This window comes from Nocardioides pelophilus (assembly GCF_014180685.1).
Classification (GTDB): Bacteria; Actinomycetota; Actinomycetes; order Propionibacteriales; family Nocardioidaceae; genus Nocardioides; species Nocardioides pelophilus.
The window spans coordinates 16,499-40,903 of record NZ_JACEHF010000013.1 but is presented as its reverse complement, the minus strand read 5'-3'; the positions used below and the strand labels follow the sequence as shown (position 1 = coordinate 40,903).

Here is a 24,405-nt window from a genome sequence, read left to right as displayed (position 1 = left end):
CTACCAGTGCGACGGCAAGTTGCCCTCTTCCTCGCACCGCGATTCCGACTAGCCTCACCGCATGACGTTCAGCGCCCGCGAGCGCGAGGCGATGCGCCTCATCTGCGACACCTTCGCTCCGGCTGCTGCCGGCGTCCCGTCCGCGAGCGAGGTGGGGGCCGTCGACCTCGCCCTCGAGATCGCCGCCGCCAACCCCCGGGCGGCCGAGGTCACCCAGCTGCGGGTGCTGCTGCGCGGCTGGAACACCCGGGCGGTCGGGTTGGCGCTGACCGGTCGGGCCCAGCGCTTCTCGCAGCTCGACCAGGCCGGACGCGAACGGTTCCTCCTGGCGATGTCCGACTCGCCTGCCGCGCCGAAGCGAGCCCTCTTCGCGGCGCTCAAGGGGGCGGCGCTCCTCCCCTACTACGCGAAGGGCGGGCCGGCGGTCTGGGACGCGATGGGCTACTCGGGGCCGCTCGGCCACCGCGCCGACGTACCTCCCCCGGCGCTNCCGCTGCGTGCGACGCCCGACTCCGACCTGACCTGCGACGTGGTCGTGGTCGGCTCCGGCGCCGGCGGCGGCACCGCGGCCGGCGTGCTCGCGGCCGCCGGGCTCGACGTCATCGTGCTCGAGGCGGGAGACCACCACGACGAGCGCGACTTCGACGGCGGCGAGGAGTCCGGCTTCGTCAACCTTTACGCGCTCGCTCCGCAGACCACGGCCGAGGGGCGGATCGGCCTGCTCGCCGGGCGCGGCCTCGGCGGCGGCACCGTCGTGAACTACACGACGTCGTTCCGCACGCCCGAGCACGTGCGGCAGGAGTGGGCCGACCTCGGCGCGAAGCAGTTCGTGACCGAGGAGTACGACGACGCGCTCGACGCCGTCTGCACCCGCCTCGGCGTCAACACCGACCACGACCGGGCCGCGCCGCGGGACGCGGTCCTCGAGCGGGGCGCCACCGCCCTCGGCTGGAACGCCGCGGCGATGCCGCGCAACGTGATCGGCTGCGACCAGGGCGTCGGGTGCGGCCGCTGCGGCATGGGCTGCCGGATCGGCGCCAAGCAGTCGGTGACGAAGACCTGGCTGGAGGACGCCGCGGCTGCCGGCGCCCGGATCTACACCGGCGTCACCGCACGCCGGGTGTCGCAGGCGGGCGGCCGGGCGACCGGTGTCGAGGCGGTCTCGGCGGACGGGCACCGGGTCACGGTCCGCGCCCGCGCGGTCGTCGCGGCTGCCGGGGCGATCCAGACGCCGGCGCTCCTCCAGCGCAGCGGGCTGGGCAACCCGAACGTCGGTCGACACCTCCGCCTCCATCCGGCGACGGCCATCTGGGGCCTGATGGACGAGCCGGTCGAGCCGTGGGTCGGCGCGATGCAGAGCAGGTACGTCGACGCGCTGACCGATCTCGACGGCGACGGCTACGGCGTGCTCTACGAGACCGCTCCGATCACTCCCGGGTTCGGCACCGGGTTCATCGGCTGGCGCGGCGCCGTCGACTTCCGGCAGCGGATGATCGAGCTCCGGCAGAGCCTCGCGGTGGCGTTGATCGTGCGCGACCGGGACTCGGTCGGCACCGTCCGCGCCCGCGGCCGCGCCGGCGAGCCGGTCGTGCGCTACGAGCTCTCGGCCCACGACACGGAGCACCTCGTCCAGGGGATCGTCGGCGGCGCCCGGATCGCCGAGGCTGCGGGAGCGCGACGGGTCAGCACGACCCACCACCGCCCGGTCTCCTACGAGCCGGGCGTGCGCGGCTCGCTCGCCACCTTCGAGGCCGACCTGCGGGCCGAGGGCACCGACCCCGGACGGCTCGCCCTGGCGGCCCTGCACATCATGGGATCGGCCCGGATGGGCGGTTCCCCCGCCACGTCGGCCACCGACCCCGACGGCCAGGCCTGGGACCTGCCCGGCCTGTTCGTCGCGGACGCGTCCTGCTTCCCGACCTCGTCCGGCGTCAACCCGATGATCTCGATCGAGTCGATCGCCTACATGAACGCGACCCGGCTCGCCGCCAGCCTCTCCTCCTGACCTCCGCTCCACCGAAGGGACATCGATCCACATGAACATCGACGGCCAGGTCATCCTCGTCACCGGCGGCGCGCGCGGTATCGGCGCCGAGACCGCCAAGGCGCTCGCCTCGAAGGGGGCCCGGCTGGTGCTGATCGACCTCGACCAGGCTGCCCTGGACGAGACCGCGGCCGCGATCGGCGACGACGCGTGCCTGGCGGTCGCCGCCGACGTCTGCGACCTGGCGTCGATGGAGGCCGCTGCGACCGCGGCCGTCGAGCGGTTCGGCCGCCTCGACGTCGCCATCGCGAACGCCGGCATCGCGTCGTACGGCTCGGTCATGAACACCGACCCGGCCGCGTTCAAGCGGGTGCTCGACATCAACGTCCTGGGCGTCTTCCACACCGCCCGGGCGACGCTGCCGGCGCTGGTCGACTCGAAGGGCTACTTCCTCGTGGTCTCCTCGCTGGCGGCGTTCGCGGCCGCGCCCGGACTGGCGGCCTACAACGCCAGCAAGGCGGGCGCCGAGCACTTCGCCAACGCGCTGCGGTTGGAGGTTCACCACCAGGGCGTGCGGGTCGGCTGCGCGCACATGTCGTGGATCGACACCCCGCTCGTGCAGGACGCGAAGCGGGACCTAGTGGCGTTCAACGACCTGCTGGCGAAGCTGCCCTACCCGCTCAGCAGGACCACCTCGGTCGATGCGTGCGTCAAGGCGTTCGTCAAGGGCGTCGAGAAGCGGTCCCGCCACGTCTACTGCCCCGGCTGGGTCCGCGGCGTGGGCCTCAACCGCAACGTGGTGAACTCCGCCGCCGGCTCCCGGGCGCTGCTCCCCCACATCCCCGACCTGCTGCCGCGGATGGACGCCGAGGTCGCCGCGCTCGGCCGCTCGACCAGCGCCCGCAACATCGCCAACGCCGAGAGCCCGGCCGCGGCCGTCGACCCCCACGAGTGACGGTGGCGGCCGCTCGACCGGTCAGCTGTAGGTGACCCGCACCGTGTCCGTCATCGGGAGCGACTGGCAGCCGAGGCGGATGCCGTCGGCGAGGTCCTCGGAGTCCAGCACGTCGTTGTGGAGCATCCGGACCTCGCCCTCGAGCAGCCGGATGGCGCACGCCGAGCACTCGCCCTCGCGGCAGGAGTACGGCGCCTTCACGCCCTTGCTCTCCAGGAAGTCGAGCAGCTTGACCTTCGGGTCCCAGTCGTCGAACGTGTGCTCGTCCCCGTCGAGCTCGACCTCGACCTTCACCGGACCCGCCGGCCCGGCAGGCACGTCGGCGGCGCCGTCGGCCTCGTCGGACTCGGCCTCCGCGATCTCGCGCTCGGCCTCCTGCATCTCCTCGATGTCGCCGAACGGGTTGCCGCCGAGCGAGACGAACTTCTCCTGGTGGCGGCGGTCGCGCGGGAACTCGAGCTCACGCAGCACGGTGGTGACCATCTTCATGTACGGCGCGGGGCCGCAGACGAACGCGTCGTACGACAGGTACGGCGCGACGAACGCCTTGATCTGCTCCGGCGACGGGATGCCCTGGACCGACTCGAGCCAGTGGATGACCTGCAGCCGGTCGGGGTTCTCGGACGCGAGCCGGGTGAACTCCTCGGCGAAGATCACCGAGCTCTCGTCGCGGTTGGCGTAGAAGACGACGATCCTGCCGCTGCCCTGGTCGAGGGCGGTGCGGGTGATCGACATGATCGGGGTGACGCCGCTGCCGCCGGCGAAGAGCAGCAGGTCGGCGTCGAGCGATGCCGGGGTGAAGATGCCCGAGGGCGGGAGCGCCCGCATCGTGTCGCCGACCTTGAGGTTGTCGCAGATCCAGTTCGAGGCGTAGCCGTCGACCGTCCGCTTCACCGTGACGGTCAGCGGGCCGCCGTCGTGCGGGCTGCTCGACAGCGAGTAGCAGCGGGCCGCGATGCCGGTCTGGTCGCTCGGCACGGCGACGGTGAGGAACTGACCCGGCTTGTAGACGAACTTCTCCGGCGCCTCGGCCGGCACCGCGAAGCTGATCGAGCGCGCGTCGGCGGTCTCGTCGACGACGTCGACGACCTGGAGCAGGAAGGACTCGATGTCCACGAAGGGGGTTCTCGCTTCGCTGGGAGGGAAGGTTCGGGTGCCGGCGGGAGCGTCGTTGCTCAGTAGCCGTCTTCGGCGCCGACCGGGAGGTTTCCGTCCCGAACGGCCGCATCGATGCTAGCCAGCAGCCGCGGGCAGCCCCGGTGGCCGTCCCGACTGTCGGATGACCCGTCGCGCCGACCCAGCTCGGGGCAGGCGGCGACCGCGTCGGCGTTCCACTGGATCGACGTGTGGTGCTCGCTGTTCTTCTTCGCCCGGACGCGGGCGAGGCAGTCGAGGCACTGCACGTCGACCATGCGCGCGCTCGTGTAGAGCCGCTGCTCCTCGAGCGTGTCGGCGCTGGTCGGGACGAAGGAGGCCATCAGTGGCTCACGGACTCCTCGGCCGCGCGCTTGGCCAGGTTCTCGGCGACCTCGGCGTGCCAGTACTCGTTGGCCTTGGTCGTGTCGACCTCGAACTCGAAGCGGTCGGTCATCTCCGGCTTGACCTCGGCGGCGTCGGTGTAGAACTGCTCGTACCAACGGCGCAGCTGGTAGACCGGTCCGTCCTCCTCGCAGAGCAGCGGGTTCTGGACCGCGACCTTGTTCTCCCAGATGTGCACGTCCTGGAGGAACCCGTCGCCGAACGACTCCGTGTAGCGCTCGGCGATGTAGTCGACGGTCTTCTGGTCGAGGCCCTCGGGCTTCTGGACGCTGATGCCGTACTGGAGCGTGAACGAGTTCGGGCCCGTCGGGATGTGGCAGTTGATGAGGATGACCTCGGTGACGAATCCCTTGTAGTCCACCGTCAGCCAGTTGATCATGTACGCCGGTCCGTAGTACGTGGCCTCCGACTTTAGCGTCGAGCTGGCGTCGCTGTAGCCGCCGCTCTTGTCGGGACGCCCGGTCGACTCCATGAACTGGGTCGCGGTGTGCCCCTCGAAGATGTTGCGGAAGCTCGTCGGGAACGCGAAGTGCACGTAGTAGAAGTGCGCCATGTCGGCGACGTTGTCGATCAGCTCACGACAGTGCGAGCCGTTGATCTCCCTGGTGTGCCACGACCACGGGGTGTACTTGTCGGTGAGCACGTCGGGCAGCTCCGGCGGCAGGATGTCGCGGTCCGCGGCGGACCCCTCCGGGTCGTTCCAGATCATCAGCTGACCGTTGACGATCGCCGTCTCGTAGCGCTGCGTGCGGGCGCGCAGCGGCACCCGCCGGGCGTAGGGGATCTCCTTGCACTTGCCGTCGCCGCCCCAGCGCCAGTCGTGGAACGGGCAGGCGATGTGGTCGCCCTTGACCTCGCCCTGGGTGAGGTCGCCGCCCATGTGCCGGCAGAAGCCGTCGAGGACGTTCAGCTCTCCCTTGGAGTCCTGCCAGACCACGAGCTTGGTGCCGAACCCGTGGATCGCGTGCGGCTTGCCGTCCGCGAACGTCGAGGCGAGTCCGAGGCAGTGCCAACCGCGGGCGAAGCGGATCGGTGTCGTCCCCTGGTCGAGCATGCGGGTGTCACTCATGTAGAACACGTTACAGTTTTGCGGGTAGTCTGACAACGAACCCCCCTGTTGGGACCGTCACTTTGGAGGCCGCGTGCACGTCGAACTGGAACCGCAGCAGGTCGCGCTGCGCGAGGAGCTGCGCGAGTACTTCGCCAACCTGGTGACCCCCGAGATCCGCGCTGGCCTGTCCGCGGCCACCAACGAGTTCGGCTCGGGCGGGGAGTTCGGCGACGCCACCGTCTACAAGAGCGTCATCCAGCAGATCGGCAAGGACGGCTGGCTCGGCATCGGCTGGCCGAAGGAGTACGGCGGCCAGGACCGCTCGATGATCGAGCAGCTGATCTTCACCGACGTCGCAGCCGTCGCCGGCGTACCGATCCCCTACCTGACGCTCAACACCGTCGGGCCGACGATCATGCGCTACGGCACGGACGAGCAGAAGGAGTACTTCCTCCCGAAGATCCTCGCCGGCGAGCTCCACTTCTCCATCGGCTACTCCGAGCCGGGGTCGGGCACCGACCTCGCGTCGCTGCAGACCAAGGCCGTGCTCGAGGGCGACGAGTGGGTGATCAACGGCCAGAAGATGTGGACCTCGCTGATCCAGTACGCCGACTGGATCTGGCTGGCGTGCCGCACCGAACCCGACCAGCCGCGCCACAAGGGCCTGTCGATGATCCTGGTGCCCGCGAACGCCGACGGCGTCACCTACACCCCGGTGCACACCGTCGCCGGCGTCGGCACGAGCGCCACCTACTACTCCGACGTCCGGGTGCCGGCGAGCAACCTGATCAGCGAGCGCGGCGGCGGCTGGGCGCTGATGACCAACCAGCTCAACCACGAGCGGGTGGCCCTCACCTCGGCCGCGCCGCTCGTCCACTCGCTGCAGGTCGTCCGCCAGTGGGCGGTCGAGACGATCAACCCCGACGGCCGTCGCGTGATCGACTCCGAGCTGGTCCAGGCCGCGCTCGGCCGGGCGCACGCGCGGGTCGAGGCGCTCTCGCTGATCAACTGGAAGCTCGCGGCCGACGCGGACCACGGCGTCGCGCTGTCGCCCGCCGAGGCGTCCGCCACGAAGGTCTACGGCTCCGAACTCGCCACCGAGGTCTACCGGACCCTGATGGAGATCGTCGGCCCGCACGCCGGAGTCACCGCGGACTCCCCCGGGGCCGCGGTCGCCGGCCGGCTCGAGCGGTTCTACCGCTCGTCACTGGTGATGACCTTCGGCGGCGGCACCAACGAGATCCAGCGCGACATCATCGGCTACGTGGGCCTCGGCCTGCCCGCGGCGAAGAGGTAAGGGAACCGACATGGACTTTCTGTTCACCCCCGAGCAGGACGAAGCGGCCGACCTCGCCGCCCGGATCATCGGCGACCTCGCGACCAACGAGCGCCTCAAGACGATCGAGCGCGGCGACGGCGACCGGTTCGACGCCGAGCTGTGGCAGGAGCTGGCCTCCGCCGGCCTGCTGTCACTCGCGGTGCCGGAGGAGTACGGCGGCGCCGGGCTCGGGCTGGTCGAGCTCGCCCGGATCCTGGTCGAGATCGGCCGGAAGGTCGCCGCCGTCCCGCTGGCGGTGCACGGAGCGGCCGCCGTCCTGATCGCCGACGCCGGCACCGAGGCGCAGCGGAAGGCCTGGCTCCCGGCTGCCGCGTCGGGCGAGAAGCTGCTCACCGCCGCGGTCGCGGAGGAGCGCTCCCACCTCCCTGCGCTCCCGACCGTCGCCGCATCCGAGACCGGGGCCGGTTGGAGCCTCAGCGGCACCAAGACCCTGGTCCGCGCCGGCCTGCGCGCCGACGCGCTGCTCGTCACCGCGACAACCCCCGACGGAGTCGGGGTCTTCCTCGTGGACCCGACCGAGCGCGGTGTCGACCGGGCGGCGCAGCGCACCAGCGACGCCGACCAGGCCGCGCTGATCACGTTCGTGGCCGCTCCGGCCGAGCTGGTCGGATCGGCCGACGGCAGCACCGCCGCCCATCTCGCCGACCTGCTCGTGGCGTGCGCCGCTGCCGAGCAGCTCGGCGTTACGGAGGGGGCGCTCGCGCTGACCGCGGCGTACGCCAAGACCCGTGAGCAGTTCGGCCGCCCGATCGGCACCTTCCAGGCGGTGTCGCAACGGCTCGCCGACGGGTTCATCGACGTCCTCAGCCAGCGGCTCACGCTGTGGCAGGCGGTCTGGCGCCTCCAGGAGGGTCTCGAGGCGCGCACCGAGGTCGCCGTCGCGAAGCTGTGGGCGGCCGACTCCGGCCACCGGATCGCGCACACCACGGTCCACGTGCACGGCGGGGTCGGCATCGACCTCGACGGCGACGCGCACCGCTACTTCACGGCGGCCAAGCGCTTCGAGTTCCTCTTCGGCGGCGCCAACGACCAGTCACTGGCGATCGGTCGCTCCTTCGCCGGCTGACCACCACGATCGGTCCGGCTACCGCAGCAGCCGACCGACGCCGTTGGTCAGGCGCACCGCGTAGAAGCCGGTGTGCACGTCGGTGTACCAGACCTGCCGGTTCTCGACGTCCCAGGTCGGTCGTGACATCGCGTAGGAGCCGACCTCCGGCGTGAGCGCCAGGCCGGGAAGCTTCGGCCGGTTGAAGTAGGCGACCTCGCGCGGGTGCTCGGGGTCCCGGATGTCGAACACCCGGAGCCCGGACAGGATCATCGAGCAGGCAGCCAGGCCCGGGTCCCGGCGGCGCGGCACGGAGCAGTAGTGCGCGGCGTATCCCTGTGCGGGTGACACGTTGCCCGGGTCGTCGAGGACCTCGTCGGTCCGCCGCGCCGGCTGGTGCACCTGGAGCCGGATGTCCGACACGATCTCGGGGTTCCGCGGGTCGTCGACGTCGATGATCCGGGCGGCACCCACCGGCGCGGTCCGGAACCGTCCCAGCGACTCGAACGTGAAGAGGTCGATGAACTCGTCGACCTCGAGGACGTACTGGTGCCCGTCGACGGTGAACGGCTCCGCCGACTGCGGGATCGACACCTCGGGCCAGGTGAGCTCGGACAGCTTCCGCACCTTCGGTTCGGGCGCGCGCTCATGGACCTCGGACACGTCGTAGATGTGGAGCCCGCCGCCGCTCAGGATCCCCTCCGCGCCGGGGGTGCCGATGTTCGCGACGTACATCGTGCGGCCGTCGGCGGAGAACCGCAGGCCGTGGTAGACGACGCCGGTCTTGTTGAAGACGATCCGGGGCCGTCGCGGGTCGGAGATGTCGAGGGCGGTGAGGTTGCCCCCGGCCGCGCCCGCCGCCCAGAACGTCCGGCCGTCCGGCGACAGCCCGCTCTCGTGCCCGAACAGCACGGAGGGGAACGTCGACAGCAGCTTCGGGTGGCGGCAGTCGTCCTTGACGTCGTAGACGTCGACGAAGCCGGGGGCGGTGGCGGCCGTGCCCATCACGGCCACCAGGAGGCCGCGCCGCTGGTGGACCAGGAGCGACTCGTGCGGTGCGATCATCGCCGGCGTCATCAGGTTGGCCGTGCGACGCGGTCGCGACGGGTCGCTCATGTCGAGGGCGACGACGCCGAGCCCGTCCGCGAGCACGCCGCCGAGGATGTCGTGCGGGGCGATCGGGTCGGAGTCGTAGTAGGCGCAGACCCGCCCCTGCCGGTCGACGTATCGCAGCGTCTTGAAGCCACCGGACTTCCCGTAGTGGCCCACCTGCCGGGTGTTGCAGAGGTAGCCCCGCGCGGCGCGACCGGACCGGTAGTCGGCCTTCGGCACCCGTCCCTGGATGTCGGTCTCGGGACGCGATCCCGGTCCGCACTGCGCCTCCGGGACCGGCCGGGCCGTGCGGGACTCCTCGTCGAGCGCTGCAGCCGCGAAGGCGCCCGCGCAGACGAGGCTCGCGACGATGAGTCCGAGCGTCAGCCGCCGCCAGGCGCCTCCCAGGTCCGAGTTCGGTGGTGGCGTCACCCGGGCATCAGACCAGATGTCGGGACCGCGGTCGAGGCCTTCCTACGGAGCGAGCAGCCCGCGGGCCGCCGCCCGCAGCCGTACGACGTAGAACCCGCTGCTGGCGTCGGTGAACCAGACCGATCGGTTGGCCACGTCCCAGGCGGGCTGGGAGAGCGCGTTGCTGCCGTTCGGGCCGGGCTTGTTGAAGTAGCCGACCTCGCGCGGGTGCTCGAGGTCGCTGATGTCGAACAGCCGGAGCCCGGAGGCGATCATCGAGCAGCCGACGATCCGCGGGTTCACGCGCGTGGGCACCGAGCAGTAGTGCGCTGAGTAGCCGCCGACCGGACTGCTGGCGCCGGGGTCGTCGAAGAGCTCGTCGTCGCGGAACTCGGGCTGGTGGACCTGGAGCCTCAGCCCGGAGACGACGAACGGGTTGCGCGGGTCGTCGACGTTGATGATCCGCGCCGCGCCGACCGGGCCGTCGGTGCGGAAGCCGGGGATCCCGTCACCGAACAGGTCGCTGAACTCGTCGACCTCGAGCACGTAGCGGTGGCCGTCGCGGACGAACGGCTCCGCGGCCTGCGGGATCGAGGCCTCGGGCCACAGCAGCTCGCTCAGCAGGTGGATCTTCGGGTTCGGTTCGCGGTCCTGGACCTCCGACACGTCGTAGATCCGCAGACCTGGCTCGTCGAGGACGCTGTTCTGGTTGAAGGTCCCCATGTTCGCGACGTACATGGTGTCGCCGTCGGAAGAGAACCGGAGGCCGTGGTAGATCACGCCGGACTTGCTGAACGCGATCCGCGGCGCGCGGGGGTTGGTGAGGTCGACGGCCGTCAGCGTGAACCCGGCGGCTCCGGCCGACCAGAACGTCCGGCCGTCCGGCGAGAAGCCGCTCTCGTGGCCGAGCAGGCCGGACGGCGTCGAGGACAACAGCCTCGGGTGCCGGCAGTCCTGGCTGATGTCGTAGACGTCGAGGATCCCGGGCGCGGTCGCGAGGTTGCCCATGACCGCGGCCAGCAGGCCGCGGCGGGGGTTGACCAGGAGCGACTCATGGGGACTCAGCATCGCCGGGGTGACGAGGTTGGCGGTCTTGCGCGGCTTCGCCGGGTCGGTCATGTCGAGCACGACGACGCCGAGGCCGGTGCCGTTCAGCAGGTTGGTCACGAGGTCGAGCGGGAACATCCGCGTCGAGTCGTAGTAGGCGCAGGTGTGGCCCTGGGCGTCGGTGTAGCGCAACGCCTTGAAGCCACCCGTCCGGCCGTGGTGGCCGACCTGCCGGGTGTTGCAGGTGTAGCCCTGGGCGGCCCGACCCGACTCGTGGTCGGACGCCGGCACCCGGCCCTGGATCGAGGTCTCCGGCAGCGACCCGGCGTCGCACCGGGCGGCAGGAGCCGCCGGAGCGAGCTCCTCCCCGTCGCCGACGGCCGCGACGACACCGCCGCCGATGACGGCGACCGACGCAACGGCCGCGATCGCGACCTGCCGCCAGCGGGCGGCCGAGGACCGGACCACGTCAGATCTGGGCGATGCCGTCGAGCTTCTTGACCGTTGCCTCGAACTCCGCAACCAGGTCGGCCATCACCTCGGCCACCGGGCGGACCTCGTTCATCCGGCCGACGATCTGGCCGATCGGCATCGAGATCACGTCGGGGTCGCCGGAGGCGTTGATCCGGTTGTGCGCGTCGGCGACGAGCAGGTTCTGCAGCGGCATCGGCAGCGGCGCGGGCGCGTCCTCCTCCGCCCAGGCCTCGGTCCACTTGGTCTTGAGCAGCCGGGCCGGCTTGCCGGTGTAGATCCGGGTGCGCACGGTGTCGGACGACGTGGCCCGCAGGAACGCGGTCTCCCAGCCCTTGTTGCCGGCGAGGTTGCGGTACTCCTCGGTGCCGAGCCAGATCGAGCCGGTCCAGACGCCCTGGGCGCCGAGCGCGAGCGAGGCCGCGATCTGCCGGCCCGAGCCGATGCCACCGGCGCCGAGCACGGGCACGTCGGGTCCGACCGCGTCGACGATGTCCGGCGTGAGCACCATCGAGGCGATCTCGCCGGTGTGGCCGCCTGCCTCGTAGCCCTGGGCGACGATGATGTCGACCCCGTTGGCGACGTGGCTCACGGCGTGCTTCGGCGCTCCGGCCAGTGCGGCGACCTTGAGGCCGGCCGCGTGGCACTGCTCGATCACGTCGTTCGGCGGGGTGCCGAGCGCGTTGGCGATCAGCACCGGCCGGTGCTGCAGCGCGACGTCGACGTGCGATCGCGCCATCGAGTGCAGCCAGCCGAGGACTCCCTCCCGGCCCTCGCCCTCCGGCAACGGCGGCACGCCGAGCTTGAGCAGGGTCTCGTCGACCCACTTCTTGTGCTCACCGGGGATGTACGTCGACAGGTCGGTCGAGGTGCCTTCGGTGGGGATCTTCATCGGCATGACCACGTCGACGCCGTACGGCTTGCCGTCGGTGTTCTCGTCCATCCACGTCAGCGTCTTCTCGAGCTCGTCCACGTCGTTGAAGCGGACGCACCCGAGGACGCCGAGCCCGCCGGCGCGGGACACCGCGGCGGCGACGTGCTCGGACGGGGTGAAGGCGAAGATGGGGTACTCGATGCCGAAGGCATCGCACAGGGCGGTGTGCATCAGGCGTTTGCTCCGTTGCTCGCGGTTTGGGCGGTGCCGGCGGACTGGGCGCTGATCGCCATCTCCTTGGCAGCGGGGTACTGCGCCTTGCCGGTGGCGTTGCGCGGGATCTCGTCGACGAGGGTGAGGACGCGCGGCAGCTTGTAGCCGGACAGGTGCGCCCGGAGGAAGGTCCGCAGGTCCTCGAGCTCGACCTTCTGGCCCTCCCGGGGCTGGACGACGGCGGCCACGGTCTGGCCGTACTTCTCGTCCGGCAGACCGACGACCAGGACGTCGTAGACGGCCGGGTGTCCCTTGATGGCCATCTCGACCTCCTCGGGGTAGACCTTCTCGCCACCGGTGTTGACGCAGTTCGAGCCGCGGCCGAGCAGCGTGATCCGGTTGCCCTCCTCGATCCGGGCGAAGTCGCCCGGCACCGAGTAGCGCACGCCGTCGATCTCGTAGAACGTCTTCGCCGACTTCTCGGGGTCCTTGTAGTAGCCGACCGGGACGTTGCCCGAGCGCGCCGTGCGTCCCACCTTGCCGACGTCGGCCACCGGGTCGAGGACGTGGCCCTCGTCGGAGATGACCGCGGTGTTCGGTCCGATCGACACGACCGGGCCGTCGGTGGACAGGGCGCTCGCGTCCTGCATGCCGGTGCCCTGGAAGCCGGTCTCGGAGGAGCCGACCGAGTCGGTGAAGATCGCGTTGGGGAACTGCGCCATCCAGCGCTCCTTGACCGCCTTGCTGAAGACGGCGGCGCTGCTGGCGATCGCGAAGAGGGACTGTCCGCTGAAGCTGTGCTCGGTTCCTTGGCTGGCCTCGTAGGCCTCGATCAGCGGCCGCGCCATCGCGTCGCCGGTCATGAACATCATGTGCGCCTGCTCGCGATCGACGATCTCCCAGGTCCGCACCGGGTCGAACTTCGGCTCGAGGATGGTGAGCTGGCCGGCGAAGAGGTGCATCAGGAGGCTGGCCTGCGCTCCGCCGTGCATGAGCGGGCTGAGCGGGAAGGTGATCAGTCCCGGCTCGGCGGCCTTCTTGGACTGGTCGAACTCGGTGAGCGGCTCGCCGGTGGTGAAGTCGATCCCGCCGCCCAGCACCCGCCAGAAGTCCTCGTGCCGCCACATGACGCCCTTCGGGTAGCCGGTGGTGCCCCCGGTGTAGATGATGTGGATGTCGTCCGCGCTGCGCTCACCGAAGTCACGGGCGTCGCTCTGGCCGGCGATCGCGTCGTCGAGCAGCACGCCGCCGTACGACGAGAAGTCGCTCGCGTCGTCGGGCTCGATCGGGTCCGGCAGCACCACGAAGGTCGTCAGCAGCTCGTGCTTCGGAGCCACCTCGGCCACGAGGTCGCTGTAGACCCGGTCGTGCACCAGACCCTTGAGGTCGGCGTTGTCGAAGATGTAGTCGAGCTCGCCGGCGACGTAGCGGTAGTTCACGTTGATCGCTACTGCCCGCACCTTGAGGATCGCCAGCAGGGCGATCACGTGCTCGATGCTGTTCTTGGCGTAGAGACCGACGTGGTCACCCGTGCCGATCCCGCGCGAGGCAAGGAAGTGCGCGAGCTTGTTGCTCTCGGATTCCAGCTCTGCGTAGGTGATCGTGCGCTCACCCACCTTGACGGCGGGTCGGTCCGAGGGGGCGACGTCGACGGCGTGTTCGAAGAGGTCGGCGATGTTCAAGGCCACAACCCCGAGACTAGAACACGTTTCACTTTTTCGCTAGCGTGGTTCGTATGACGACCACCGATTCCCCGGCAACCGACACCGCACCGCACTGTCTCGTCGAGCTGGTCGGCCACACCCTGGTGGTCACCATGAACCGCCCGGAGGTCCGCAACGCGCTCTCGGGCGAGATGCTCGCGATCATGGAAGAGGCCTGGGACCGGGTGAACTCCGACCCCGAGGTGCGGGTCTGCATCCTGACCGGCGCGGGCGGCGCGTTCTGCGCCGGCGCCGACCTCAAGTCCATGAACAAGAAGCCGCCCACGGAGAGCTTCGAGTCCGGCGAGTACGACCCGTCGGTGATCAAGGGGCTGCTCAAGGGCTTCCGGCTCATCAAGCCGCTGATCGCCGCGGTCGAGGGGCCGGCCATCGCGGGCGGCACCGAGATCCTCCAGGGCACCGACATCCGGGTCGCCGGCGAGTCGGCCAAGTTCGGGGTGTCCGAGGCGCGCTGGAGCCTCTACCCGATGGGTGGCTCCGCCGTACGGCTCCCCCGCCAGATCCCCTACACCGTCGCCGCCGAGCTGCTGCTGACCGGCCGCCGGGTCACCGCCCCCGAGGCCAAGGAGCTCGGCCTGATCGGTCACGTCGTGCCGGACGGCCAGGCGCTGGCGAAGGCGCACGAGATCGCCGACATGATCGCGGCCAACGGGCCGCTCGCCGTGCAGGCGATCCTCAAGACGATGCGCGACTCCGAGGGCAAGCACGAGGACGACTGCTGGGCCGACGACGCCAAGGTCGGCGCCGCCGTGTTCGCCTCCGAGGACGCCAAGGAGGGCCCGCGGGCGTTCATGGAGAAGCGCGAGCCGCAGTTCAAGGGCCGCTAGCCGCGGTACGTTCCCCAGCGTGGTCACCCTGATCGCGCTGGGAGCGTTCTTCTCCCTGACCGTCACCGCCCTCCTGGTGATGCGCCGCCGCGCGGCGGTGGCCCAGCGGGAGCTCGAGGAGCGCCGCGCGTCGGTCGCTGCCGGCGCCGCGCAGCGGGAGTGGTCCTTCGCGACCAGCGACCCCGCCCTCGTGACACGGTTCCCGGGAGCGCCGTTCGGGCTGGGCGACGACCGAAGCGCGACCAACGTGGTGCGCGGCCGGCACGACGGCCGGGACTTCGTGGCGTTCGACTACGACTACACGACGCCGGCGAACAACAAGAGCATCACCAGCGCGACCCATCACCCGTACTCGGTGCTCGCGGTCGACCTCGGGCTGACGACGCCAGGGCTGGCGGTCGGGCCGACCGACCTCTTCGGCACGCTGGTCAACGCGATCACGGGCCGCGACGTCCGGGTCGGCAACGACGGGTTCGACAAGGCGTTCACGGTCACCTCGCCCTCGCGGGAGTTCGCGCTCGACCTGCTCGGCCCCGGCGTGGTGGAGGTGCTGATGCACCACCGCGACCTCGCCTGGCGGCTCGAGGGCGACTCGATGCTGATCATCCGCGCCGGCCAGCACTCGATCCCCGAGGTCGAGGCCAAGCTCCACTTCATCGACGCGGTGCTCGACCGGATCCCCGACGACGTGCGGTCCCGGCTGCTGGGCGAGGAGCCGCGTTAGCGCCCGGGGCCATCCCGTCCTACCTCCGCGCCCTCCGCACCTGCCCGGCGGTCTGGCCGTCGAAGGACAGTTCCTCCGTTCCCGTGCGCACCGCGCCGCTCCGTGAGAGCGTGCCGCGGTGGGCGACGTTCTTGGGTTCCTGGCGAGTGCAGCGGTGGTGTGCGCGGGACTGGTGTGGGTGTACCTCTTCATCCGCCCGTGGCTCCAGCAGCGGTCCTCGACCGGCGACCTGGCCGCGCTGGCGCAGGCCCGCGGCCTTGCCTTCCGCGCGCGGGACCGCCGGCTCGGGTCGATGCTCGACCACCCGCCGTTCGACCGGGCAGGCTCCCGCTGGTACCGGAACGTCGTGCGTGGGAGCCACCGCGGACGGACCCTGCTGCTCTTCACGTTCCACGCGCTCGACTCCAGCACCGACGACGAGGCGTTCTTCACCGTGCTGGGCCTCAGCCCGGTGGGCGCAGTCCTGCCCGCAACCCGGGTGCTACCGGTCGAGGGGCGCCAGCTCCTGCTCGACTGGAAGCGACGGCGGCGGCTCCCGCGTGGGGAGCCGGTGGTCGAGTGCCTCCCGGTCGACCCCGGCTACCGGGTCGTGTCGAGCGCGCCCGCCTTCGCCGACCGGCTCCAGCGTCAGGTCGTCGACCTGCTGCGCCCGTGGCCGGGACTGGCCTTCGCCATCGATGGTGACGTCCTCCTGCTCATCGATCAGCGCCACGACGTGCGGCACTGGCTCGCGAACCTGGAGCACGTCCTCCCCCTGCTCGATGCGCTCGTCGACACCGTGCTCCGCGAGGTCGCAGCCGGGCCGGCTACAGGCTGACCGGCGCCGTCAGCCGACGGTGCGGCCCTGGCCCTCCCAGTACTGCGCCCGCAGCGCCTTCTTGTCCGGCTTGCCGAGTGCAGTGAGGGGCAGCGCGTCGGCGACGATGACGTCCTTCGGGACGTGCACCGACCCCTTGCGCTCCTTGACCGAGGTCTTGATCTCGTCGGTCATCCGCGCGATCGACTCCTCGTCGCGCGCCGCGTCGGGACGCAGTACGACGATCGCGGTGACCGCCTCGCCGAACTTCTCGTGCGGCGTGCCGATGACGCCGACCTGCGCGACCATCGGGTGCTCGGCGACGACGTCCTCGACCTCACGCGGGAACACGTTGAAGCCGCCGGTGACGATCATGTCCTTGGTGCGGTCGACGATGTACCAGAAGCCGTCCTCGTCCTCGCGGGCCACGTCGCCGGTGTGCATCCAGCCGTCGCGGAACGTCTCGGCGGTCTGCTCGGGCAGCTGCCAGTAGCCACCCGCGAGCAGCGGGCCGGCCACGCAGATCTCGCCCGGCTCGCCCTGCGGCACCGGCTGGCCGTCCTCGCCGAGGAGGGCTGCGCGCAGGAACGCGGCGGGTCGACCGCACGAGGTCAGCCGCTTCTCGTACGGCTTCCCGTCGGCGTCGACGTGGTCGCCCTTCGGGAAGTAGGTGATCGCCATCGGCGCCTCGGACTGGCCGTAGTACTGGGCGAAGATCGGGCCGAACCGCTCGATCGCCTCCTTGAGCCGGACCGGGTTGATCGCGGACGCGCCGTAGTAGACGGTCTCGAGCGAGGACAGGTCGCGGGTGTGCGAGTCCGGGTGGTCCATCAGCGCGTACAGCATCGTCGGGACGACCATGAGCGAGTTGATCTTCTTCTCCTCGATCGTCGCCAGCACCTCGGCCGGGTCGAACCGGGCGGAGACGAAGAGGGTGCCGCCCTTGATCACGGTGGGCACGAAGAACGCCGCCCCGGCGTGCGACAGCGGCGTGCACATGAGGAAGCGCGGGTTCTCCGGCCACTCCCACTCGGCCAGCTGGATCTGGCTCATCGTGTTCATCGCCTGCACGGTGCCGATGACGCCCTTGGGCTTGCCGGTCGTGCCGCCGGTGTAGACGAGCGACACGATGTGGTCGGGCGGCAGGGTGCGGGCGTGCAACGGCTGCGGGTCGAAGGTCGCCGCCACCGCGGTGAGGTCCGAGCCCACGGCAGCCAGCGACTCCGGCACGGGGCCGATCGTCAGCACCTGCTTGAGGCCGGGGCACTTGCCGAGCAGCTCGACCGCCCGGTCGGCGAAGTACGGGTCGATGATCAGCGTCGTGATGCCTGCGTCGTTGATGACGTAGGCGTGGTCGTCGGCCGAGCCGAGCGGGTGCAGCGACGTGCGCTGGTAGCCCTGGGTCTGGCCGGCGCCGAGGATGAAGAGCACCTCCGGCCGGTTCAGTGCCAGCAGCGCTCCGGGCGCACCGGTACCGGCCCCGAGCGACTCGAACCCCTGCACGTACTGGCTGATCCGCTCCGCGACCTGGCCACCGGTCAGGGTCACGTCGCCCAGGTGGATCACCGGCCGGTCCTTGTGCCGTTTGAGGGCAGCCACCATCAGGTGACCGTTGTGGGCGCCGATCCGCAGGGTGTCGTCCATCTCCGTCTTTCGGTTATCGAGGAACACGCGAGGGAACGAGCGTGTGCCACGAAATATAGAACTTGTTCTAGTTCTGAGCAACCGTCACCCCGTTGCTTCCAGCGGCACCTGCAGCGGCGGGACTCCCCCGAGGCGCCGCTGGTAGCGCACGTGGGCGCCGTGGGCCTCGAGCGCGCGCCAGAGGGTCTGGTGGGCCGTCCACGGCAGCGGCTCGGCGCCGTCGTACCAGCTCTCACCGAAGCTGATCCACACCGGCGTCCACCCAGCGGCGAGGTCCCACGCCCCGCGCTGGCGCATGAGGAGGGTGCGCCGGACCTGGAACGCCTGGCGCGGCCCGTCGGCGCTGATCGGTGCGGTGGCGACCGGCCACACCCGCAGGTCGAGCTCCATCAGCTCGAGCTCGAGGTCCTCGAGCACCCTCGGGTCCACCAGCACCGTGGCGACGTTCTCATGCGGCGGCCGCATCATCCCCACAAGGTAGACGCTGCCGCCGACGCCGTCAGCCGAGCAGCTCGGCCACCTGCCGGACCTCGTCGGCGCTGCGGCAGCTCAGGAGCAGCGTGGTCACGCCGGTCTCCTCCCACGCCGCGACCCGGTCCTTGACGTACGCCGCGTCGCCGATGATGTGCATCTCCTCGACCAGCTCGTCAGGGATGAGCGCCGTCGCCTCCTCGCGCTTCTGCGCCAGGAACAGCTCCTGAACCTGGTCGGTGATGGCGGCGTACCCCATCCGCTCGAAGACGTTCTTGTGGAAGTTCTGGTCCTTCGCGCCCATGCCGCCCATGTAGAGCGCGATGACGGGCTTGAGGGCCTCGATGACTCCGCGCCGCTCGTCCTCGCTCGTGGTGACCTGCAGGTGACAGGTGGCGGCGATCTCGAAGTCGGCGCGGGTACGGCGCGCACCCTCCCGCGCGAAGCCCTCGTCCAGCCACGGTTGGTACATGCCGGCGCTCTTCGGCGTGTAGAAGATCGGGATCCAGCCGTCGGCGATCTCTGCGGTCTGGGCGACGTTCTTCGGGCCCTCGGCCCCGAGCCAGATCGGCAGGTCGGCGCGCAGCGGGTGGACGATCGGCTTCAGCGGCTTGCCGAGGCCGACCGAGCCCGGGCCGTGGTACGGCAGCGGGTAGTGCGGGCCGTCGTTGGTCACGGCGCCCTCGCGGGCCAGCACCTTGCGGATGATCTCGACCACCTCGCGGGTGCGGGCGAGCGGCTTGGAGAACGGCTGGCCGTACCACCCCTCGACGACCTGCGGTCCGCTCACGCCCATGCCGAGGATGACGCGCCCACCGCTGAGGTGGTCGAGGGTCAGCGCGTGCATCGCGATCGAGGTCGGCGTACGGCCGGACATCTGCACGATCGAGGTCCCGAGCCGTAGTCGGGACGTCTCGCGCCCCCACCAGGCCAGCGGCGTGAACGCGTCACTCCCCCACGCCTCGGCGGTGAACACGGCGTCGAACCCGGCGTCCTCCGCGGCCGCCACCAGCTCCGCAACGCCCTGCGGCGGCTGCGCTCCCCAATAGCCCAACTGCAGTCCCAGCTTCATGAGACACATCATGCCGTACTTGAAGCCGAAACTAGAACGTGTTTCACTTTCGCCCATGAGTCGGACCCTGCAGGCGCCCGTGACGGTCGCCTTCGATTACACCCGTTCCACCGGACCCGTCATCGGTCGGTTCCTCACCGGTCTGCGCGACGGCCACGTCGTCGGCGGCCGGACGTCCGCCGGTGCGGTCGTGGTGCCGCCCCTCGAGTTCGACCCGGTGACCCACGAGCCGACCACCGACTTCGTCGAGGTCTCCTCCGTCGGGACCGTCACGTCGTGGACCTGGGTGCCCGAGCCGGTCAAGGACCAGCCGTTCGACCGGCCGTTCGCGTTCGCACTCGTCACCCTCGACGGCGCCGACGTCCCGTTCCTCCACGCGCTCGACGTGTCGTCGCCCGACGAGGTCACCACCGGCATGCGGGTCCGCGTCCGGTGGGCCGCCGAACGCACGGGCCACATCAACGACATCGCCTGCTTTGAGCCCGTCGCCGCACTCGACGAAGTCGAGGGCGGCGCTGGCGGGCCAGATCGAGCGCGACCGCAGCCGAGGAACGAGGCTGCGACGGAGCAGTCGAGATCCGGTGACGTGCCTGCGGCCCCCGTCACCGGCGTGGTCACCCGGGTATCGCTCGACTACGACTACGCCGCTTCCCCGGAGGAGTCGCTCTTCTACCGCGGACTCAACGAGGGTCGCATCATGGGCCAGCGCTGCCCGACCTGCCAGAAGGTCTACATCCCGCCGCGGAGCGCCTGCCCCGCCGACGGCACTCCCACCGAGGAGGAGGTCGAGCTGTCGCAGACCGGCACGGTGACGACCTTCTGCATCGTGAACGTGCCGTTCCTCGGGCAGAAGATCACTCCGCCGTACGTCTCGGCCTACGTGCTCCTCGACGGGGCCGACATCGCGGTCCTGCACCTGATCCTCGGCGTCCCCGCCGACGAGGTCCGGATGGGCATGCGGGTCAAGGCCGTCTGGAAGCCGAGGGACGAGTGGACGTTCTCGCTGGAGAACATCGACCACTTCGCGCCCACCGGCGAGCCGGACGCCGAGTTCGACACCTACAAGCAACACCTCTGAGACGGGAGCACAAGTCAGATGCGTGACGTCGCCGTCGTCGGGTTCGCCCAGCGACAGATGCCTGAGTTCGACGGGTCGCCGACCTGCGTCGAGCTGCTCGTCCCGGTGTTCAAGGAGCTCTACGAGCAGACGGGGTGGACCCGCAAGGACGTCGGGTTCTGGTGCTCCGGCTCGTCCGACTACCTCGCCGGCCGCTCGTTCTCGTTCGTCCAGGCGGTGGACGCGATCGGCGTCATCCCGCCGGTCAACGAGTCGCACGTCGAGATGGACCTCGCCTGGGCCATGTACGAGGCCTGGATCAAGATCCAGACCGGCGAGGTCGACACGGCCCTGGTGTACGCCTTCGGCAAGAGCTCGGCCGGCGTGCTCCGTCGTACCCTCGCGCTCCAGCTGGAGCCCTACACGATGACGCCGCTGTGGCCCGACACCGTGTCCCTGGCCGGTCTCCAGGCCCGCACCGGCATCGACGCCGGCCTGTGGGACGAGCGCGCGATGGCCGAGGTGGCCAACCGGTCGCTGACCGACGCCGAGAAGAACGAGTACGCCATCCGGAAGGGCGGCTCCTCCGTCGACGAGCTGCTCGCCCGCCCGATGTACGCCGACCCGCTCCGCAAGCACGACTGCGCGCCGGTGACGGACGGGGTGGCCGCCCTCGTGCTCGCCGCAGGCGACCGCGCTCGCGAGGTACGCGACCGCCCCGCCTGGCTGACCGGGATCGCCCACAACGTCGACCCGATGGGCATGGGAGTCCGCGACCTGACCAGGTCGCCCTCCGCGCAGCGGGCCGGCGCGGCGCTCGACCTCGACGGGGTCGAGGTCGCCGAGCTGCACGCACCGTTCAGCCACCAGGAGCTGATCCTGCGCCGCGAGCTCGGGCTGGCGGACGACGTCGCGGTCAACCCGTCCGGCGGGGCGCTGACCAGCAACCCGATGTTCTCCGCCGGCGGCATCCGGGTCGGCGAGGCCGCCACCCGGATCTGGTCGGGCGAGGCCAGCAAGGTGCTGGCTCACGCCACCTCCGGGCCGGCGCTGCAGCAGAACCTGGTGTGCACACTCGACGCCGCTACCGAAGGAGCAGGGAACTGATGGGCAAGCAACCTGCCGCGATCGTCGGCATCGGCCAGACGCACCACCGCGCCAAGCGCGAGGACGTCTCGATGGCGGGCCTCTGCCGGGAGGCGATCGATCGCGCCCTCGCCGACGCGAACATGACGCTCGACGACATCGACGCGATCGTGGTCGGCAAGGCCCCGGACCTGTTCGAGGGCGTGATGATGCCCGAGCTGTTCCTGGCCGAAGCGCTCGGCGCAGCGGGCAAGCCGTTGCTGCGGGTGCACACCGCCGGCTCGGTGGGCGGTTCGACCGCGATCGTCGCGTCCTCCCTGGTGCAGGCAGGCGTCCACAAGCGCGTGCTCACCGTCGCCTACGAGAAGCAGTCCGAGTCGAACGCGATGTGGGCGCTGTCGGTGCCGCTGCCGTTCAACATGCCGGTGCACGCCGGCGCCGGCGGCTACTTCGCGCCCCACGTCCGCTCCTACATCCGCCGCTCCGGCGCCCCGACGCACATCGGCGCGATCGTGGCGGCCAAGGACCGCAACAACGCGCTGAAGAACCCCTACGCCCATCTGCACAACGAGGGCACGACCGTCGAGTCGGTGCTGGCGTCCCAGATGCTGTGGGACCCGATCCGGTACGACGAGACCTGCCCGTCGAGCGACGGCGCGTGCGCCCTGGTGATCGTGGACGAGCAGACCGCCGCGTCGTCCCCCAACCCGGCATGGATCCACGGCACGGTCATGCGCTCGGAGGCGACGACCGCCGCCGAGCGCGACCAGGTCAACCCGCAGGCCGGCCGCGACGCGGCGGCCGCGCTCTGGAAGCAGGCCGGCATCACCAACCCGCTCGAGGAGATCGACTGCGCGGAGATCTACGTGCCCTTCTCGTGGTTCGAGCCGATGTGGATCGAGAACCTCGGGTTCATGCCCGAGGGCGAGGGCTGGAAGCTCACCGAGGCGGGCGAGACGGCGATCGGCGGCAAGCTGCCGATCAACATGAGCGGCGGCGTGCTGTCGTCCAACCCGATCGGCGCCTCCGGGATGCTGCGGTTCGGCGAGGCGGCGCTCCAGGTCCGCGGCGCGGCGGGTGAGCACCAGGTGGAGGGTGCCCGACGGGCGCTGGGCCACGCGTACGGCGGCGGGTCGCAGTTCTTCGCGATGTGGGTGGTCGGCTCCGAGAAGCCGTCCAACTGATGACGGGCGAGCGCGACGACTTCGTCACGGTCGAGCGACGCGACGACGTCGCGGTCGTCACGCTCAACCGGCCGGAGCGGATGAACTCCATGTCGTTCGACGTCATGGTGCCGTTCCGCGACGAGCTGCGCCGGCTGAGTGACGACAACGAGGTACGCGTGGTCGTGCTGACCGGCGCCGGACGCGGGTTCTGCTCCGGAGCGGACCAGAGCGGCGAGAAGGGCCGGATGCCGAACATCGACGGCCTCACCGGCGTGACCATCGCGCTGCGCGCGATGGAGCTGCTCGACGACATCATCGTGACGCTCCGACGCCTGCACCAGCCGGTCATCGCGGCGGTCAACGGACCGGCCATCGGCGGCGGGCTGTGCCTCGCGCTCGCCTGTGACGTGCGGGTCGCGGCCGAGTCGGCGTACTTCCGCGCGGCGGGCATCAACAACGGCCTGACCGCCAGCGAGCTCGGCCTGAGCTACCTGCTCCCCCGCGCCATCGGCTCGTCGCGGGCCGCGGAGATCATGCTGACCGGGCGCGACGTCGATGCCTCGGAGGCCGCGACCATCGGACTGGTCTCGCGGGTGGTCCCGGACGACCAGCTCCTCGACAGCGCGCTCGAGACGGCGGCGTCGATCACCCGGTGGAGCCGACCGGGCGTGGAGCTCACGAAGCGCACCCTGCAGGACAGCCTCGACGCCGCCAGCCTCGAGCAGCACATGCACGCCGAGGGCGTGGGTCAGCTGCTCGTGCGCCTGCTCACGAAGAACTTCGAGGAAGCCATCGACGCGCGCAAGGAGAAGCGCGACCCACGGTTCAAGGACTGACCCCCGACCGCCGTACCCTTGACCCCGTGATCGAGCTCCGCACCCCGACCCAGATCGAGCAGATGCGTCCCGCGGGACGTTTCGTGGCCTCGGTGATCACCGCTCTCGCCGAGAAGGCCGACGTCGGGGTCAACCTGCTCGAGCTCGACGAGCTGGCGCACCGGATGATCAAGGACGCCGGTGCGACCTCGTGCTACATCGACTACCACCCGTCGTTCGGTGCGATGCCGTTCGGCAAGGTGCTCTGCACGTCGGTCAACGACGCGGTGCTGCACGGGCTGCCGTTCGACTACACGCTGCAGGACGGCGACCTGCTCTCGGTCGACTTCGCGGCCTCGGTCGACGGCTGGGTCTCGGACTCCGCCCTCTCGGTGGTCGTCGGCACGCCGCGACCCGAGGACCTCCGCCTCATCGACGTCGCACAGCGGGCGCTGGACGCCGGCATCGCGGCCGCCCGGTCCGGCAACCGGCTCGGCGACATCTCCCACGCGATCGGCTCGGTGGCGCACGAGGCCGGGCTCAAGGTCAACCTGCAGTTCGGCGGGCACGGCGTCGGCCGCACCATGCACGGCGACCCGCACGTGCCGAACGACGGCCAGGCCGGACGTGGCCTCAAGCTCCGCGCCGGCCTCGTGATCGCGATCGAGCCCTGGTTCCTCCACGGCACCGACGAGATCCGGTTCGACCCGGACGGCTGGACGATCCGCAGCGCCGACGGCTCCCGCGGCGCCCACGTCGAGCACACCGTCGCCATCACCGACGGCGACCCGATCGTGCTCACCGCCCGCGACTGACTGTCCCCGGTCCCGACACCCACGTTGGGCGCGCTCCAACGCGCCCACTGAGACGCGGTCGACCACCTCGGTGCTGCGGCCGCGGTAACTCAGTGTTCGTGGCGCTCCATCGGGACTGCGCGCGCTCCCACGGTGCTATGACCAGTCACGGCGCCGAGGGAGCGGGCGCAATACCGCGGTAGCGGAC

General features: G+C 70.7%; 22 protein-coding genes. 12 read left to right on the top strand and 10 right to left on the bottom strand.

From position 1 onward, the window contains the following. The first annotated feature begins 61 nt into the window (after positions 1–61). On the top strand, positions 62–2,005 hold the full coding sequence (locus tag H0488_RS04805; RefSeq protein ID WP_183098150.1) for a GMC family oxidoreductase N-terminal domain-containing protein: 1,944 nt from the start codon (positions 62–64) through the stop codon (positions 2,003–2,005). A 31-nt stretch (positions 2,006–2,036) separates the two neighbouring features. After that, the gene (locus H0488_RS04800; protein WP_183098149.1) at positions 2,037–2,939 is read left to right on the top strand and encodes an SDR family oxidoreductase; all 903 of its coding nucleotides are present in this window, start codon (positions 2,037–2,039) and stop codon (positions 2,937–2,939) included. 21 nt (positions 2,940–2,960) lie between these two features. Here the strand turns inward: H0488_RS04800 and H0488_RS04795 are convergent, their stop codons facing one another. Genes H0488_RS04795 through H0488_RS04785 form a run of 3 tightly spaced genes read right to left on the bottom strand, consistent with a single transcriptional unit; the run spans position 2,961 to position 5,547 of the window. Then, positions 2,961–4,055, bottom strand: a complete 1,095-nt coding sequence (locus tag H0488_RS04795; RefSeq protein ID WP_183098148.1) for a ferredoxin--NADP reductase — start codon at positions 4,053–4,055, stop codon at positions 2,961–2,963. A 59-nt stretch (positions 4,056–4,114) separates the two neighbouring features. Next, positions 4,115–4,417: a hypothetical protein gene (locus H0488_RS04790; protein WP_183098147.1), complete on the bottom strand. Its 303-nt coding sequence runs from the start codon at positions 4,415–4,417 to the stop codon at positions 4,115–4,117. Further along, complete coding sequence (locus tag H0488_RS04785) at positions 4,417–5,547, bottom strand: 3-ketosteroid-9-alpha-monooxygenase, oxygenase component (protein ID WP_183098146.1); 1,131 nt, start codon at positions 5,545–5,547, stop codon at positions 4,417–4,419. Before H0488_RS04785 ends, H0488_RS04790 begins: the two co-directional genes overlap by 1 nt. 73 nt (positions 5,548–5,620) lie before the next feature. Here H0488_RS04785 and H0488_RS04780 point away from each other — a divergent pair, with 73 nt between their 5' ends. After that, on the top strand, positions 5,621–6,826 hold the full coding sequence (locus tag H0488_RS04780) for an acyl-CoA dehydrogenase family protein (protein ID WP_183098145.1): 1,206 nt from the start codon (positions 5,621–5,623) through the stop codon (positions 6,824–6,826). A gap of 10 nt (positions 6,827–6,836) precedes the next feature. Next, positions 6,837–7,934, top strand: coding sequence for an acyl-CoA dehydrogenase family protein (locus H0488_RS04775; protein WP_183098144.1), 1,098 nt, complete (start codon positions 6,837–6,839; stop codon positions 7,932–7,934). Between the two features lie 18 nt (positions 7,935–7,952). Here H0488_RS04775 and H0488_RS04770 read toward each other — a convergent pair whose 3' ends face one another. The 4 genes from H0488_RS04770 to H0488_RS04755 are packed head-to-tail and all read right to left on the bottom strand — an operon-like array spanning position 7,953 to position 13,709. After that, complete coding sequence (locus H0488_RS04770; protein WP_183098143.1) at positions 7,953–9,437, bottom strand: LVIVD repeat-containing protein; 1,485 nt, start codon at positions 9,435–9,437, stop codon at positions 7,953–7,955. A 42-nt stretch (positions 9,438–9,479) separates the two neighbouring features. After that, positions 9,480–10,931 (bottom strand): LVIVD repeat-containing protein, encoded by a 1,452-nt coding sequence (locus H0488_RS04765; protein ID WP_183098142.1) that lies wholly within the window; start codon positions 10,929–10,931, stop codon positions 9,480–9,482. A gap of 1 nt (position 10,932) precedes the next feature. After that, on the bottom strand, positions 10,933–12,039 hold the full coding sequence (locus H0488_RS04760) for an NAD(P)H-dependent flavin oxidoreductase (RefSeq protein ID WP_183098141.1): 1,107 nt from the start codon (positions 12,037–12,039) through the stop codon (positions 10,933–10,935). Continuing rightward, a complete protein-coding gene (locus H0488_RS04755) occupies positions 12,039–13,709 on the bottom strand; it encodes an acyl-CoA synthetase (RefSeq protein ID WP_183098140.1) in 1,671 nt (556 codons plus the stop codon). Before H0488_RS04755 ends, H0488_RS04760 begins: the two co-directional genes overlap by 1 nt. A 47-nt stretch (positions 13,710–13,756) precedes the next feature. Here H0488_RS04755 and H0488_RS04750 point away from each other — a divergent pair, with 47 nt between their 5' ends. The 3 genes from H0488_RS04750 to H0488_RS04740 all read left to right on the top strand — a co-directional run bounded on the left by H0488_RS04750 (position 13,757) and on the right by H0488_RS04740 (position 16,113). Beyond that, positions 13,757–14,572 (top strand): crotonase/enoyl-CoA hydratase family protein, encoded by an 816-nt coding sequence (locus H0488_RS04750; RefSeq protein WP_183098139.1) that lies wholly within the window; start codon positions 13,757–13,759, stop codon positions 14,570–14,572. Between the two features lie 19 nt (positions 14,573–14,591). Continuing rightward, a complete protein-coding gene (locus H0488_RS04745) occupies positions 14,592–15,296 on the top strand; it encodes a type III secretion system chaperone family protein (protein ID WP_183098138.1) in 705 nt (234 codons plus the stop codon). A 118-nt stretch (positions 15,297–15,414) separates the two neighbouring features. Continuing rightward, on the top strand, positions 15,415–16,113 hold the full coding sequence (locus H0488_RS04740) for a hypothetical protein (RefSeq protein ID WP_183098137.1): 699 nt from the start codon (positions 15,415–15,417) through the stop codon (positions 16,111–16,113). 9 nt (positions 16,114–16,122) lie between these two features. Here the strand turns inward: H0488_RS04740 and fadD8 are convergent, their stop codons facing one another. From fadD8 to H0488_RS04725, 3 genes are all read right to left on the bottom strand, one after another. Continuing rightward, complete coding sequence (gene fadD8, locus H0488_RS04735) at positions 16,123–17,736, bottom strand: fatty-acid--CoA ligase FadD8 (RefSeq protein ID WP_183098136.1); 1,614 nt, start codon at positions 17,734–17,736, stop codon at positions 16,123–16,125. 84 nt (positions 17,737–17,820) lie between these two features. Next, positions 17,821–18,204: a hypothetical protein gene (locus H0488_RS04730; RefSeq protein WP_183098135.1), complete on the bottom strand. Its 384-nt coding sequence runs from the start codon at positions 18,202–18,204 to the stop codon at positions 17,821–17,823. Between the two features lie 31 nt (positions 18,205–18,235). Then, the gene (locus H0488_RS04725) at positions 18,236–19,288 is read right to left on the bottom strand and encodes an LLM class F420-dependent oxidoreductase (protein WP_376768452.1); all 1,053 of its coding nucleotides are present in this window, start codon (positions 19,286–19,288) and stop codon (positions 18,236–18,238) included. Between the two features lie 46 nt (positions 19,289–19,334). On the opposite strand from H0488_RS04725, the gene H0488_RS04720 reads away from it, so the two are divergent. The 5 genes from H0488_RS04720 to map are packed head-to-tail and all read left to right on the top strand — an operon-like array spanning position 19,335 to position 24,218. After that, a complete protein-coding gene (locus H0488_RS04720) occupies positions 19,335–20,357 on the top strand; it encodes a Zn-ribbon domain-containing OB-fold protein (RefSeq protein ID WP_183098133.1) in 1,023 nt (340 codons plus the stop codon). A gap of 18 nt (positions 20,358–20,375) precedes the next feature. Beyond that, positions 20,376–21,443, top strand: coding sequence for a thiolase family protein (locus H0488_RS04715; RefSeq protein WP_183098132.1), 1,068 nt, complete (start codon positions 20,376–20,378; stop codon positions 21,441–21,443). Next, a complete protein-coding gene (locus tag H0488_RS04710; RefSeq protein WP_183098131.1) occupies positions 21,443–22,606 on the top strand; it encodes a thiolase family protein in 1,164 nt (387 codons plus the stop codon). The genes H0488_RS04715 and H0488_RS04710 overlap by 1 nt, the downstream gene beginning before the upstream one ends. Continuing rightward, positions 22,606–23,424 carry an enoyl-CoA hydratase gene (locus tag H0488_RS04705; RefSeq protein WP_183098130.1) on the top strand — a complete coding sequence of 273 codons (819 nt, stop codon included), beginning with the start codon at positions 22,606–22,608 and terminating at the stop codon, positions 23,422–23,424. Before H0488_RS04710 ends, H0488_RS04705 begins: the two co-directional genes overlap by 1 nt. A gap of 26 nt (positions 23,425–23,450) precedes the next feature. After that, entirely contained in the window at positions 23,451–24,218 is a 768-nt protein-coding gene (gene map / locus H0488_RS04700; RefSeq protein ID WP_183098129.1) for a type I methionyl aminopeptidase, read from the top strand. Positions 24,219–24,405 lie beyond the last annotated feature (187 nt).